Annotated in this window: 13 protein-coding genes; 11 read left to right on the forward strand and 2 right to left on the reverse strand. The window is 68.8% G+C overall.

Annotation, left to right across the window (positions count from 1 at the left end):
* Positions 1-16: 16 nt before the first annotated feature.
* The 6 genes from VF584_03750 to VF584_03775 are packed head-to-tail and all read left to right on the forward strand — an operon-like array spanning position 17 to position 5,782.
* Positions 17-922: a hypothetical protein gene (locus tag VF584_03750; GenBank protein HEX8209279.1), complete on the forward strand. Its 906-nt coding sequence runs from the start codon at positions 17-19 to the stop codon at positions 920-922.
* Positions 919-1,701, forward strand: coding sequence for a hypothetical protein (locus tag VF584_03755; GenBank protein ID HEX8209280.1), 783 nt, complete (start codon positions 919-921; stop codon positions 1,699-1,701). The genes VF584_03750 and VF584_03755 overlap by 4 nt, the downstream gene beginning before the upstream one ends.
* A gap of 2 nt (positions 1,702-1,703) precedes the next feature.
* A complete protein-coding gene (locus VF584_03760) occupies positions 1,704-2,333 on the forward strand; it encodes a DUF4129 domain-containing protein (protein ID HEX8209281.1) in 630 nt (209 codons plus the stop codon).
* Positions 2,326-3,498, forward strand: coding sequence for a DUF4350 domain-containing protein (locus VF584_03765; GenBank protein ID HEX8209282.1), 1,173 nt, complete (start codon positions 2,326-2,328; stop codon positions 3,496-3,498). The genes VF584_03760 and VF584_03765 overlap by 8 nt, the downstream gene beginning before the upstream one ends.
* Positions 3,495-4,466 (forward strand): MoxR family ATPase, encoded by a 972-nt coding sequence (locus VF584_03770; protein ID HEX8209283.1) that lies wholly within the window; start codon positions 3,495-3,497, stop codon positions 4,464-4,466. The genes VF584_03765 and VF584_03770 overlap by 4 nt, the downstream gene beginning before the upstream one ends.
* Entirely contained in the window at positions 4,463-5,782 is a 1,320-nt protein-coding gene (locus VF584_03775) for a DUF58 domain-containing protein (GenBank protein ID HEX8209284.1), read from the forward strand. The genes VF584_03770 and VF584_03775 overlap by 4 nt, the downstream gene beginning before the upstream one ends.
* A gap of 308 nt (positions 5,783-6,090) precedes the next feature.
* Here the strand turns inward: VF584_03775 and VF584_03780 are convergent, their stop codons facing one another.
* Complete coding sequence (locus VF584_03780; protein HEX8209285.1) at positions 6,091-7,956, reverse strand: AAA family ATPase; 1,866 nt, start codon at positions 7,954-7,956, stop codon at positions 6,091-6,093.
* A gap of 177 nt (positions 7,957-8,133) precedes the next feature.
* On the opposite strand from VF584_03780, the gene VF584_03785 reads away from it, so the two are divergent.
* From VF584_03785 to VF584_03800, 4 genes are all read left to right on the forward strand, one after another.
* Entirely contained in the window at positions 8,134-8,595 is a 462-nt protein-coding gene (locus VF584_03785) for a hypothetical protein (protein HEX8209286.1), read from the forward strand.
* A gap of 304 nt (positions 8,596-8,899) precedes the next feature.
* Positions 8,900-10,393, forward strand: coding sequence for an MFS transporter (locus VF584_03790; protein ID HEX8209287.1), 1,494 nt, complete (start codon positions 8,900-8,902; stop codon positions 10,391-10,393).
* Positions 10,394-10,496: 103 nt separating this feature from the next.
* Positions 10,497-10,730, forward strand: coding sequence for a DUF433 domain-containing protein (locus tag VF584_03795; GenBank protein ID HEX8209288.1), 234 nt, complete (start codon positions 10,497-10,499; stop codon positions 10,728-10,730).
* Positions 10,727-11,080 (forward strand): DUF5615 family PIN-like protein, encoded by a 354-nt coding sequence (locus tag VF584_03800; GenBank protein HEX8209289.1) that lies wholly within the window; start codon positions 10,727-10,729, stop codon positions 11,078-11,080. The genes VF584_03795 and VF584_03800 overlap by 4 nt, the downstream gene beginning before the upstream one ends.
* Positions 11,081-11,814: 734 nt before the next feature.
* Here the strand turns inward: VF584_03800 and VF584_03805 are convergent.
* Positions 11,815-11,994, reverse strand: coding sequence for a hypothetical protein (locus tag VF584_03805; GenBank protein HEX8209290.1), 180 nt, complete (start codon positions 11,992-11,994; stop codon positions 11,815-11,817).
* A gap of 520 nt (positions 11,995-12,514) precedes the next feature.
* On the opposite strand from VF584_03805, the gene VF584_03810 reads away from it, so the two are divergent.
* On the forward strand, positions 12,515-13,963 hold the full coding sequence (locus VF584_03810; protein HEX8209291.1) for an N-6 DNA methylase: 1,449 nt from the start codon (positions 12,515-12,517) through the stop codon (positions 13,961-13,963).
* Positions 13,964-14,010 lie beyond the last annotated feature (47 nt).

Consider the following 14,010-nt stretch of genomic DNA (forward strand, 5'->3'; position numbering starts at 1 on the left):
TTCCCCCATCATGAGCATGGCCCACCTCCGTCCCCTGTCGTTCGGGGAGATCCTTGACGGCGCATTCAGCCTGTACCGGCGCCACTTCGTCACGCTGGTGGCCGCGGCGCTGGTCCCGCTCATCCCCACCATGCTCCTGACCGGCCTCCTGGCCCGCTCCGCGTTTTCCGCGGGGGCGGAGGAAGCGCCCGCCGCGTTCGGCGCGGCCATGATCCCCATCGCGCTGCTGGGGTTCGTCGCGGGGATCGTGATGTGGGCCGCGCTCACCCGCATGGCGGGCGAGGCATGGACCGGCGGCGAGGTCTCGCTGGGCGACGGCTACCGCCGCGGTATGCGGGCCTTCTTACCGCTTCTGGGCTCCATGATCCTGGTGTACCTGATCCTGGTCGTGAGCATGTTCGGCATCGTCGTGGTCGGTGCTCTGGTGGCGGGGATCCTCGGGGCGATCGGCATGGGCATCGGGAGCCAGACCGTCTCGGTGGTGCTCATGGTGCCCGTGCTGCTCCTGGCGCTCCTGGCGACGTTCGCCGCATGGTCCACCCTGTTCGCCGTGATGCCGGCGATCGTGATCGAGAAGAAGGGGCCCGCCCAGGCCATCGGACGCTCCTTCCAGCTGTCGAAGGGGGCCATCCCGCGGGTGGCGGGGATCCTGGCCGTCACCTTCGTCATCATCTTCCTGCCCATGATCTTCGTGATGGCGGTGACGGGCGGCTTCGCGGCGTTCACCAACCCGGGGGCGGTTCCCAGCGCCGGGAGCTTCTGGATCCAGCAGATCGCGAACTCGGTGATGAGCGCGCTGACCACCCCGTTCATGATCGCCTCGCTCGTGATCCTGTACTTCGACCGCCGCGTGCGCACGGAGGCGTTCGACGTGCAGCTCGCCGCCGACGCGCTCTCGGCCGACACCGTCACGGCCGGGTGAACGCACCTGCCTCCGTGCTCGGCGGCGTCGGCTCCATGTACCAGCCGAACCTTCGGCCGCTCGGGTTCGGGGAGATCCTGGACGGCGCATTCGTCCTCTATCGCCGCAACTTCGCCGCCTTCCTCGCGATGTCGGCCCTTCCGCTGGCGCCCGTGCTGGCGTGCCAGCTCCTGCTCGTGGCGGGCGGCGTGAAAGCCACCGCCGCATGGATGCTGATCGCGGCCGTGGGCGTGCTCCCGGGCCTCCTGGCGACCGGCGCGCTCATCTGCGCCACGGCCGACGCGTACGACGGGCTGCCGGTGGACGTCCGCCGCGCGTTCGCCACGGCGCGCGCACGCTACTGGACGCAGCTGCGCGCGGTGGTGGTAGCCGGGCTCGTGACCCTGCTGGGCTTCATCGCGTTCATCGTTCCGGGAATCATCGCCTCCGTTCGCTACTTCGCGGTTTCGCAGACCGCGGTTCTCGAAGACACCACCCCGAGTGAGGCGCGGCATCGTTCCTCACACCTTTCGCGCGGGGCGGGGTGGCGGATCCTGGGGATGATGGCGGTGCTGACCGTGATCGCGCGGCTCCCCGTTCTGGCGCAGCTGGTGTTCGGGGAGTGGCTGGGAAGGGGGTACGCGGATTCGGGGCTGAGGCACGTCGCCGAGCAGCTGATCCTGATCCTGACGCTGCCGCTGACCACCGCCGCCCTCACGCTGCTGTACTTCGACCGCCGCGTGCGCGTCGACGCCATGGACGTGCAGGTGGCGATGCAGCGGATCGCGCTGGAGGGGTGACGATGCAGCTTCCCGGTGCCGAGCAGGTCGATCACGCGCTCCGCGAGGTGTACGCGCAGCCGGAGTTCGTGGCAGACACGAAGCCGCCAGGGCTGATGGAGCTGATCGGGGAGCAGATCGGCAGGGCGTTCAGCTGGATCATCGACCGCCTGAGCGGCATCGGCGCCCTCGAGAACGCGGGGCCCGTCGTCTTCTACATCATGGTGGTGCTCCTGGCCGCGGCCGCCCTCGGCCTCCTGGCGCACCTCTTCTACACCAGCGGCGTCGCCTTCTCGCGCGAGCGCGGCGCCGGCCCCGGCGACGAGGGCGAGGCGCTGAGGGGCCCGCGCACCGCTGCGGACTGGGAGGGCACGGCTCGCCGTGCCGCGGCCGAGGGGCGCCTGCGAGACGCGTCGCTGGCGCTGTACAACGCGCTGGTGCTGCGGCTGGACGCCCGCGGCGCGCTGCGCTTCGACCCGGCCAAGACGCCGGGCGACTACCGCCGCGAGGTGAGGGCCAACCCCGAGGTGGCGCGCCCCTTCGCCGCGTTCGTGCGCGGCTTTGAGCCGGTGGTGTTCGGCGGGCGGGCGCTGGACCTGGACGGCTACGAGCGGCTCCGCGCCGCCGCCGGCGAGGCGGGCGCCCGTGGGTAGCCGCCGCGAGCTGCTGGTGCTGGGGCTCCTCTTCCTCGTGGTCGCCCTCCTCTCCACCCTCGCCACCCCGCGGCGGCAGGAATCGGCCGATCCGCGCCCCTCCTCCTTCCACTCCACGCAGTGGGGGACGCGGGCGCTGCACGACCTGCTGGGCCGCCTGAAGATGAAGACGGGGCGCCGCCTGACGCCCTTTGCGGACGCGGATTCGCTCTCGGGGACGCTGGTGCTGCTGGATCCGAGCGAGGGGGTCTCCCCCGCCGAGCTCCACTCGCTGGCGCAGTGGGTGCGCGCCGGCGGCACGCTTATCTACGTCGCCGGGCGGCGGGACGACGTCGCCGACACGCTCGGGCTGCAGCTCCGCGACCTGGAGGGCGACACGCTGCGGACGTGGGGCTCGGAAAACGTGATGCGCCCCGCCGTCCCCGTGCGCCACGCGTGGACGGCGGGAGTGGTTAGAGTGGACGGATTCCGCCGCACCTTTGCGCCCCGCTCCCCCGCCCTGGCGCGGGCCGGCGCGGCGCGGCTGCTGGCGGTGGGCGAGCGGCCCGTGGCGGCCACCTTCCCCCTGGGACGCGGGCGGGTGGTGGCGTGGAGCGATCCGCGCCCGCTCGTCAACGACACGCTGCGCGGGAGCGGCGCGGCGCCGGTGTTCGCGCGGGCGGCGGCGGAGCTGGCGCAAGGCGGGCGCACGGTGTACTTCGACGAGTACCACCACGGATACCGTGGCGGCGGCAGCGCCGTGGCGGGGACGCTGCGCTTTCTGCGCGACCGGCCCTGGGGGCACGCCGCGCTGCAGTGGTTCGCGGCGGCGCTGGGGCTCCTCCTGCTGGCGGGGCGGCGCTTCGGCGCTCCCCTGGCGCCTGCGCCCGCGCTGCGGCGCTCGCCGCTGGAGCACGTGGAGGCGCTGGCGGGCGCGTACCGGCAGGGCGGCGCACGGCGCACCGCGCGACGCCTGCTGCTGGCCGGGCTGGCGCGCCGCATGGGCCGCCGCCCGCCGCGCGAGGGCGCCGGCGAGCGCGAGACGCTGGAGAAGCTCACCTCGTTCGCCTCCGCCGGTCCCGCGGCGGCGGCGCTCAGGGAAGAATGGAAGAAGGGAGACGCCGCCGACCTGGTGGCGCTCTCACGCGACGTGGACCGACTCCTGGAAGAGGCGAAACGAACGTGACGATCCTGGAAACGCCGGCCGCTCCCAGCGACCGCGCGCAGGCCGTGCTGGACCGGCTGGGCACCGTGGTGCTGGGGCAGGAAGACGTGCTCCGCCAGATGATGGTGGCGCTGCTGGCCGGCGGGCACGCCCTGATGGAAGGGGTCCCCGGCACCGCGAAGACGCTCTCCATCCGCTCGCTGGCGCTGGCGCTGGAGCTGCGCTTCGGGCGGGTGCAGTTCACCCCGGACCTGATGCCCACCGACCTGGTGGGCGTCAACATGCTGGACGAGCTGAAGCGCGAGTTCGTCTACCACCCCGGGCCCATCTTCACCGACCTCCTGCTTGCCGACGAGATCAACCGCGCCCCCGCCAAGACGCAGGCCGCCCTGCTGGAGGCGATGGCCGAGCGGCAGGTGACGGTGGACGGCAGGACGCGCGTCCTCCCCGCCTCCTTCACCGTCTTCGCGTCGCAGAACCCGGTGGAGTACGAGGGGACGTACCCGCTCCCCGAGGCGCAGCTCGACCGTTTCCTGCTCAAGATCGTCATCGGCTACCCGAGCCAGGACGCGGAGCGCGCCATCCTGGACCGCTACGCCGAGGGCTTCAGCGCCGACCGCGTGGAGAGCTACGGCCTGGCGCCCATGATGACGGCCGCCGAGCTGATCGGCCTGCGGCAGGCGGTCGCGGCGGTGCACGTGGAGCCGGCGGTGCGCGACTACGTCACCCGCATCGTCCGCGCGACCCGCGAGGAGCCGACGCTTGCGCTGGGCGCGTCGCCGCGGGCGAGCGTGACGCTCTTTCTCGCCTCGCGCGCCGAAGCCTTCCTCTCCGGCCGCGACTTCGTGACGCCGGACGACGTGAAGGCGCTCGTCCTCCCCGTCCTCCGCCACCGGGTGATCCTGACCCCCGAGGCCGAGGTGGAGGGGCAGACGGTGGACGAGCGGCTGAACGGGCTCCTGCAGACGCTTCCGGCGCCCACCCGGTGAGCCCCAGGCCCCGCCGGGAATGGGCGCCCGGCGTCCTTCCGTCGCACCGCTTCCTCATCGTGCTCGCCGGCGCGGCGCTCCTCCATCCGCTGAGCACCGCGGGAGCGCTGGCGGCGGATGCCCTCCTCCTGGTCCTCTTCGCGGTGGATGCCATCCTGGCGCCGCGCGCGCTGCGGGTGGAGCGGCGCGCGCCCCGCCGCGTCTCGCTGAACGCCGAGGCGGAGGTCACGCTCTCCGTCCAGAACAACGGCCCCCGCCCGGCCCACCTGCGCCTCACGGACGACCTCCCGCCGATCCTGTCGCGGCTGGACGGCGACGTGCGCGATCTCACCATCCGCCCCGGCCACACGGAGCGCGCCACCTACCGCGTCCGCGCCGCCCGCCGCGGCGACGAGCTGTTCGGCGACGTGCACCTGCGCGTCCTGGGCCCGCTGGGGCTGGCGTGGAGGCAGCGCCGCATCCCGCGCGAGGACGCCGTGCGCGTGCAGCCGGGAGTGGCCGAGCTGCGCCGCTACCGCCTCCTGGGCCTCCACAACCGGCTGCGCGACGCCGGCTTCCGCGCCGTCCGCCAGCGCGGCGAGGGCGGCTCGTTCGAGAGCCTGCGCGAATACGTGCGCGGCGACGACCCGCGCAGCATGGATTGGAAAGCCAGCGCGCGCCGCGGGCAGATGATCGTGCGCCAGTTCCAGGTGGAGAAGCGGCAGAACGTGATGATCGCCATCGACGCCGGCCGCCTCATGACGCAGAAGATCGGCGGCCAGGAGCGGCTGGACTACGCGCTCACCGCCGCCCTGCTGCTGGCGGACGTGGCGGCGCTGCACGGCGACCTGGTGGGGCTCCTCGTCTTCAGCGACCGCGTGACGCAGTACCTGCCGCCGAGCAAGGCGTCGCTCTCGCGCATGGCGGACGCGCTGGGCGACGTGCACGCGAAGATGGTGGAGCCCAACTATCCGGCGGCGTTCACCTACCTGGCGCACCAGCTCCGCCGCCGCTCACTGCTGGTGATGTTCACGGACATCATCGATGCGCGCGCATCGTCCGCGCTGGTGGCGCACCTGGGGCGCGCGGCGGAGCGGCACCTCCCCATCGCCGTCGCCATCCGCAACCCCGAGCTGGAAGCCGCCGCCACCCTGGACGCAAAGGACGAGGCCGACGTCTTCCGCCGCGCCGCCGCCGAGGAGCTCCTCCAGGCCCGCGCCGCCGCCCTCGCCGCCATGCAGCGCGCCGGCGTCCTCGTCGCCGACACCCGCCCGACAGACGCGGTGCCGTCGGCGGTGAACAGGTATCTGGACGTGAAGCGGCGGGGGTTGTTGTAGTCGGGTCCCCTCACCCCCCCGGCCCCCCTCTCCCAAACCGCTGGGAGAGGGGGGAGATCGCGGCCTTTCCGCGCGAGCCTTCCGGTCCCGGAAACGCGTAGGGGCGCGATTTATCGCGCCCGCCGCCTGCCCCACCTCGACCGTCGCCCCTCGCACGGGTCCCGTAGGGGCCGCCCCACGTGGCGGCCCGTGCCCGCCCCCGCGGCGAACCCTGCCGCCTCGCACCCATGCATGCAAATGCCCCCTCCCCCAGGGCGGTTTTCGGGGGAGGGTATCCGTCGCGGAGCGACGCTGGGGGAGAGGGCCCCTCACGCCGCCGGCTTCCGCTCCTTTCGCTCCACCCGCTCCCTGCGCGGTCCCGTCCTCGCGGCCGAACCCACCCGCCGCCCCAGCTCCGCCACCACCTCCGCCGCGACCACGTCCTCGTCGTCCTCGGGCGGGGCGATCTGGTGGGCGACGTCGATGACCTCGTCGGCCATGCCGCGGCGGTGGGGATCGGCGATCCAGGTGGCCAAACCCTGCATGAACTTCCACACGCCGCCACCCGCGGGCCGCTGGTAGTTGGGGGAGGTGGGATCGGTGCCCATGCGGTGGAAGACCTGCGTCAGCCACTCCGGCCCGTGGCCGCCCACCTCCAGCTCGGGCAGCCAGTTCTCCAGCTCCCCCACCGGCACCACGAAGAGGCCGTACTCGGCCAGCCCGGCCAGCAGCGCGTCCGCCTGCTGGCGGGCACCGCGCGGGAGCGTGTAGATGCCGCCCGACTTGTAGTCCTCGTTGCGCATCTCCTGGTGGAGGCGCTTGCGGCGCTCCTCCCACGGCTCCCAGAAGACCGGGGGGACGAAGCCGGCGCGCATCAGCTCGCGGAAGTCCTCCTTCCCCTTGAAGATGTCCAGGTCCACAATCGCCACGGCGGGGATGCCCATCTCGCGCAGCGGGCGCACGATGCGGCGGATCGTCTGCTTGTTCTGGGCGTTGAGGAAGACGCAGCCGTCCGCCCCGCCGCGGCGCGCGCCCAGCAGCCGCTCGTTCATCTCGGCGTAGAAGACGCGGTCGGCGTCCGCCTCGCAGACGATGGCGCCCTCGTGGAAGAGCGCCCCGAGCACCCCCGTGGAGCGGAGTAGCGGGTCGCGCATCATCGTCTGCAGCTTGTCGGCGGAGAGCAGGCGCGCGCTGGCGACACCCGAGCGCCACGTCAGGCGCACGATGTTCACGCGCTTGCCGCTCTGGATGCACCCCATTACGAAATCCGGCGAGTGCGTGGAGGCCAGCAGGTTCGCCCCGCGCTCGGCCGCGAGCTCCGTGAGGCGCTTTCCCAGCTTGCGGATGAGCGGCGGGTGGAGGAAGGCTTCCGGCTCGTCCACCAGCATCAGCCGGTAGTCGGCGCTCATCACGGCCGCGGTCAGCCCGGTGAAGGCGCGTACTCCGTCGCTCATGGTGGCGATGTCGTGCGCGCGGCCGTGGAAGGCGCGGGCACGGTCGTCCAGCGCCTGCTCCTCCGCCAGGTCCAGCGGCGCGCGCTCGGACATGCGGATGCGGAAGCGCGGGCTCCCCGTGGGGTCGATGGTGAAGTACAGCCCCAGCGCATCCGCCGTGATCTGGCGGATGCGCTCGCGGGCCGCGTCATCCCTGAAGAGCGCGGCCAGGTGGTTGGCGGGATTGGCCTGCAGGTCGCCCGCGAGCCGCGGCTGCGTAAGGGCGAGGCGCGTCTGCCCGTCCAGCCGCAGGGTGAAGAGCGACAGGAACTCGCGGCTCACCATGCGGAGCTCCTCGCCGCTGAGGCCGCCGCCGTGCTCCACCGCCGCCCGAAGCGCCGCCAGGTTCACGAGCTGTGCGCGCGGAGTCTCCAGCAGGTCGGTGGCCCGCTTCCCGCCCTCCTCGTCGCGCGCCATCAGCCGCAGCACGCGCACCCATCCGTCGTCCACCGGCTCGCCCTCCACCTCGCGCGAGCGCACCATCCGCTCCACCGTCTCCGCGTCGGGAAGGTGGGGGGTGATGGAGCGCACGATGTGCAGGAGCGAGGGGTCGCCGCTCTCGATCAGCGCCTCCAGCTCGCGCAGCGCCAGGCTCTTCCCGGAGTTGTTGGGACCGACGAAAACCGTCATCGGCCCCGGCGAGAAGCTGAGCGGGGGCTCGCCGGGTGCGGCGCCGAAGCGAAGGGTGACGTTGCGCAGCATCGCGGGTCGGGTACGGGCTTCGGTGCCGGCGGAAAAGCCGGGCGCCGAACGCCGGATGTCCCCGCTCCAAACGCGAGAAGCGAGCCAGCCACGTGCCACCCGCGCCCCTTGCAAACTCCGCCCGCAAGCCGCACCGTCAGGCGTCCGCCGACCCTCCTCCGCGCTCCATCGCGACCCATGAAACGCACCGTCCCCGCGCTCCTCCTGGCCGTCCTGGCCGCCTGCCCCACCGCCTCCGTGCACCGCCCAGAGCTGGAGCTGCGCCTTGCCGCCTCCCCCGCCGCCCCGCGCGCCGGCGACACGCTGCGGCTAACCGCCACGCTCGCGAGCCCGTTCGACGAGCCGATCGAGGTGGAGGCGCGCTGCACCCCCGCCGTCGTCTTCAGCGTCGGCCCCACGGACCGCAGCCGCGTGGCGCACCGGACCTCCGAGTCGTGGCCGTGCGGGGTCGCCGGGGAGCGCTACCGCCTCGCGCCGGGCGACTCCGTGACCTTTCACGATCGCTGGGTGGCCGATTCGGACGGCGCCGTCACCGTCACCGCGTCCATCGGCGAGCACTACGTGGTGCGCGGGGAGCGGCGCGCGTTCAAGATCGGCCACTCGTTCGCCCCCGTGACCGTGCGCGTGGCGCCGCGCTGAAACAGCGGGTCTCACGCGGAGCCGCGGAGGGCGCGGAGAACTGCAACTACATGGCTCACACGGAGGCACAGAGCCACAGAGGAAGAACAGCAGGAGGGCTTCTCTGTGGCTTGCAGTTCCCTCTGTGTTCTCTGTGTGAGGCTTTCAGTTGTTTCTCTCTGCGTCTCCGCGTCTCCGCGTGAGGCATTCTGTTTGAACCTTGTACGCCGCGCCGCCCTCAGCGGTACGGGGGATGCAAACGCACCGCGCACCCGGCCCCCGGCCCACCCGGAGGGCCGGGCTCACTTTCGTCCGGCATCGTCGCGTGAAGGAACGCTCCACCCACCGCTCCCTCGTCTTCACCGGGCTCCTCCTGGCGATGTTCATGTCGGCCATCGAGGGGACCATCGTGGCCACGGCCATGCCCAGCATCGCGTCGGAGCTGGGCGGGTTCGCGCTCTACAGCTGGGTCTTCTCGTCGTACCTGCTGATGCAGGCCATCGCCATCCCCATCTTCGGCAAGCTCTCCGACCTGGTGGGAAGGAAGCCCGTGTTCATCGGGGGCGTGGTGGTGCTGCTGCTGGGGTCGGTGCTGTGCGGCTTCGCGCACTCCATGACGGCGCTGATCGCGTACCGCTTCCTCCAGGGGCTGGGCGCGGGGGCGGTGCAGCCCATCACCACGACGCTGGCCGGCGACCTGTACACGCTGGAGGAGCGCGGCCGCATCCAGGGCTACATCTCCAGCGTGTGGGGGATCTCGTCGATCGTGGGGCCGCTGGCGGGCGGGCTGCTGGTGCACAGCATCGGGTGGCCGTGGATCTTCTGGGTCAACGTGCCGCTGGGGATCGCCTCCATCGCGCTCGTCGCGGTCTACCTGCACGAGGGGCTGGAGCCGAAGGAGCGCAGCATCGACTACCCTGGCGCGCTCCTCCTGCTGGTAGGCGTCGGGTCGCTGATGCTGGCGCTGACCCAGGCCAGCACGTGGGGGATCGGGATCGTGGCGGCGCTGCTGGCGCTCTTCGTCCTCTCCTTCTACCTCTTCATCAAGCAGGAACGCCGCGCGCCCGACCCGCTGATGCAGATGGACCTGTGGGCGAGCGGCCTCATTCGCTACGGCAACATCGCCACGCTGGGCGCCGGGATCCTGCTGATCGGCATCGTCACCTTTTTGCCCACCTTTGTGCAGGGCGTGCTGGGCGGGACCGCGCTGATGGCCGGCTTCGCGCTCTCGGCAATGACGCTGGGGTGGCCGCTCGCCGCCTTCGTCGCGGGGCGGCGCATCGTGACCACGGGCGTGCGTCGGATCGTGCGCGCGGGCGGCGTGGCGGTGCTCGCGGGAACGCTGACCATCGCGCTCCTGGCGGACTTCGGCGCGGTGCCGGCGGGGATCGGGTCGTTCGTGCTGGGGGTGGGATTGGGCCTCCTCACCAGCACGTCGCTGGTCGCCATCCAGAGCAGCGTCCCCTGGAACCAGCGCGGCGTCGCCACCGCATCCAACATGCTGATGCGCATTCTGGGCAACGCCCTGGGCGCGGCCCTCTTCGGCGGCCTCCTCAACCTGATGATGGCGCGCTACATCCGCCGCGAGGGCCTCGAAGGACGCGTCTCGCTGGACAGCATCCAATCGCTGATGGGCGAGTCCGCGCCGTCCACTGCCCTGAGTCCGGAGGTGCTCGACCTGCTCCGCGCGGGCCTGTCGCAGAGCCTGCACATCGTCTTCTGGAGCATCGCGCTCCTGGGCGTCCTCACCCTGATCGCCGCCTGGCGCATCCCCGAAATGGAGCGGGAGGAGGTGGGCGAAGGACAGGCGTATCGCTGATTGTGGCGCGGAACCGGGCCTCGCCATTGGCGAAGACTGTATACTTCCGGTAGACTGAAGAAGCCGCGCCGAGATACAGTCGTACGCACTCACGGGAGCACCGATGAGCAAGCACCTTGATCGCATCCAGATCGATCCCACGATCTGCCACGGGAAGCCGACCGTGCGGGGTCTCCGTTACCCGGTCGAAATGATCCTGGATCTTCTTAGTGCGGGGATGACGCACGAGGAGATCCTCACGGATTATGAGGATCTGGAGCGCGAGGACATTCTGGCTGTTCTCGAGTATGCCGCGCAGCTCAGCCGCGTGAAGCGGATCGACCCGCTCGCCGCGTGAAGTTTTTGGTCGACGCGCAGCTTCCACTGCGGTTCGCGGCATGGCTGCGGGACCATGGGCACGACGCGCTGCACACGTTGGACCTTCCTGAAGGGAACCGCACCGCGGACTCTTCGATCACGGCGCATGCTGATCGCGAGCACCGTGTTGTGGTGACAAAGGATGCCGACTTCGTCGATTCCCATATCCTGCGACATCAACCCGAAAAACTGCTGTTGATCGCGACCGGCAACATCGCCAATGCAGATCTCGAAGTGCTCCTGACAGGAAACCTCACCACCGTGACAGAAGCGCTCGAGTCGTCGAGCTTTGTCGAATTGAACCGTCATGGCGTGATTACCCACGGCTGATCCTTCGTACGACCGCAATCAGCAGCCGGGCATCGCGCGCCGGCTGCTGATTGCGTTCGTGGCTGCGCGCCTTCATGGCTACCGGCGTGAATGATGGCGTCCATCACCCGTCACCAGAACGAGGAGTTCATGCGAGTGTCGGCCCAGGTTAGGCCGCTAACATTTGTGCGGATGGCGCTCTTCGCCGTGGCCATCCTTTCGGTTCACTCCGGGCTCGCCGCGCAGCAGGCGCCGGGGGACCAAACGCCGCCGTTGCCCGCGCCGTGGCTCGGGGCTGAACGTTTTGCTGCGCACATGCAGCAGCCTCACCTCGTGCCGGCGAGCCGTGGGGGCAGCTCCTCACGCCACCTCGAGGTAGCGGATCGTGTGGAGAGGGCGCGGATGGCGTCGGCTGCGCGCGGCTTGAAGATCGGAGCAACCATCGGATGCGCCGTGGGCGGGATTCTCGCGTACAGGAATTCCACCCTTGAAGGCACTCAGCGCGTGGCGTGGGCTGCAGGGGGGTGTGTGGCACTTGCGCTTCCGGGCGCACTGCTCGGTGCGATCTGGGTCGACTGACATTCTGCGTTTCCACTACTCACGGGGTGCGGAGACTGCCTGCGCCATCGTCAGATCCGCCGGTGCATCGACCGTGCGAGTACCGGGCAGCATCGGCAGTCGAGCATGGACGTACCAAGGCGGGCCGAATCGGTGTTTCGATCCGGCCCGCTTGGCTGCCACACGCCTGCCGATGCTCACGCGCTCAACCGCCGCACCACCTCTCTCGCCCCGCGTCGGTATACCGTCAGGCACACCAGCTCACCCGCCGGATCGAGCACCTCCCACCAGCGGCTCTTCGTCTGTTTGACGATTCGGTAGCCGCCCTGCTCCGTATTCGCGCCGGCGGGAGCGGCGCCCTTCTGCACCTCGGACATCGTGCACCTCCGTCTCTCTTGACCCTCGGCGCCCGGCAGGGGTAGTTTGGGAGAGCGGGCGCCCTGTGGGCGTTTGGGACTATGGGCTGGCTGAGTCTTCTTGGCGGGAGAACAGCCAGCCTTGGTTTATACCCTGCTGTCTATACTATAATCGACAGTTGGGAGTATGTCAATCTTTAGATATACAACTCGTGGACTTCAAAACGGCGACAGACCGCGTGAGCGGCTGCATCAGCCACGCAGAGATTGCGGACGCAGCCGGCGTGTCTATTCAGTCGATCCGACAGGCGCGCCTCGACCCAAGTACGACAAGTTACCGATCCCCGCCCGCCGGTTGGGAACAGATCCTCTTGTCGCTGACACGGCAGCGTGCTGCAGAATTGCGCGCCTTTGCTGAGGAGCTTGAAAGCGGGCTCCTAGAAGGCGAATCTAGGTAATTTAGGCACAAACACGCGTCCCCACGGTTGCCTGTTCGCACACAGCGCTGCAACGTGCGGTCGATCACGCTCGGACGAGGCAGATGGGAAACGATCTAGACATCGTTCAGCAGTTATGGAGCCTTTGCAACGTCCTCCGCGACGACGGAATCACGTACCACCAGTACGTGAACGAGTTAACTTATTTGCTGTTTCTTAAGATGGCCGAAGAGACTGGGGCAGAGATCGATTTGCCACAGGGATACAGATGGAGAGACCTCACAAAGCTTTCTGGTGAGGACCAGTTCGACTTTTACCGAAACCAGCTCGCGATCCTCGGTACGCGTGGCAGTCCGCGCGTCCGTGCGATTTTCGCGAACCCGACGTCCCTTCTTCGCCACCCACATAATTTGAATACCCTTGTGCGAAGAATTGACGAGCTCGACTGGTATCAAGCCCGGGAGGAGGGTTTAGGCGACGTTTATGAAGGCTTACTACAGAAGAACGCTAATGAGAAGAAGAGTGGTGCAGGCCAATATTTCACCGCTCGTCCCCTAATCGACAGTATGGTTTCGGTGATGAAGCCGACGGTGGATGATACGATACAGGACCCGGCTGCTGGGACAGGTGGGTTCTTAGTTGCTGCTGACCGGTACATTCGTCAGCACAGTGACTCCGCAGCATGGTCGGGTAAACAACGGCGCAAGTATGGGTCTGGCACATTTGTTGGCATGGAGCACGTTCAGGACACATATAGGCTCGCCCTTATGAACCTGATGCTTCATGGAATTGAGTCAGAATCTCCAACAGGGGGAGTTCACTTCGGTGACACACTCGGCCCGCAAGGCCAAGCTCTTCCGAAAGTGACTCTGATGCTTACCAATCCGCCCTTTGGGAACAAGAGTGGTGGTGGGTTGCCATCACGAACGGATCTTCCGTTTCCAACAAGCAACAAACAGCTTTCGTTTTTGCAGCACATTTACCTCAAGTTAGTGCCTGGCGGACGTGCAGCGGTTGTCTTACCCGATAATGTCCTCTTTGAAGGGACTATTGGGCGCCAGGTCCGAGAGGATCTGATGGAAAAATGCAACCTCCATACCATACTGCGCCTTCCGAGTGGGATATTCTACGCCCACGGCGTCAAGACTAACGTGCTGTTCTTTACGCGCGGTGAGCAGGATCGCGCAAATACACGCGAAGTTTGGATTTACGATCTCAGAACAAACATGCCTCAGTTTGGAAGGCGCACACCGCTAGACCGACAGCATTTCACGGAATTCGAATCTGCATTCGGAGCTGACCCGTGCGGCGGCTGTGCAAGCCTTGCGGCGCGAGTCGGCGTTGAAGAAAACGTGCGCTTCCGCCGATTCTCGAGGGACTGGATTGCGAACCACGGTAACAATCTGGACATCACATGGCTCCATCAGCGCCATGACAGCCCAGAAGCAGTTCTGGATCCTGCTGTACTCGCGCAGGAAGCCGCCGATGAATTGGACGGCGCACTCGAAGAGCTCCGAAGCATAATTTTTGATCTTGGTGAGGATTGCGAATGAGACGCCCCTCGGGTGCGATTCCACCTACGTGGGTAGAGTGCACGCTC

It is taken from the genome of Longimicrobium sp. (genome assembly GCA_036389135.1).
GTDB lineage: Bacteria > Gemmatimonadota > Gemmatimonadetes > Longimicrobiales > Longimicrobiaceae > Longimicrobium.

What these genes read in the sequence shown, in the direction of transcription:
- VF584_03750 (HEX8209279.1), top strand. Translation starts at nt 17, where the DNA reads ATGGCCCACCTCCGTCCCCTGTCGTTCGGGGAGATCCTTGACGGCGCA.
- VF584_03760 (HEX8209281.1), top strand. Translation starts at nt 1,704, where the DNA reads ATGCAGCTTCCCGGTGCCGAGCAGGTCGATCACGCGCTCCGCGAGGTG.
- VF584_03780 (HEX8209285.1), bottom strand. Translation starts at nt 7,956, where the DNA reads ATGCTGCGCAACGTCACCCTTCGCTTCGGCGCCGCACCCGGCGAGCCC.
- VF584_03785 (HEX8209286.1), top strand. Translation starts at nt 8,134, where the DNA reads ATGAAACGCACCGTCCCCGCGCTCCTCCTGGCCGTCCTGGCCGCCTGC.
- VF584_03795 (HEX8209288.1), top strand. Translation starts at nt 10,497, where the DNA reads ATGAGCAAGCACCTTGATCGCATCCAGATCGATCCCACGATCTGCCAC.
- VF584_03805 (HEX8209290.1), bottom strand. Translation starts at nt 11,994, where the DNA reads ATGTCCGAGGTGCAGAAGGGCGCCGCTCCCGCCGGCGCGAATACGGAG.
- VF584_03810 (HEX8209291.1), top strand. Translation starts at nt 12,515, where the DNA reads ATGGGAAACGATCTAGACATCGTTCAGCAGTTATGGAGCCTTTGCAAC.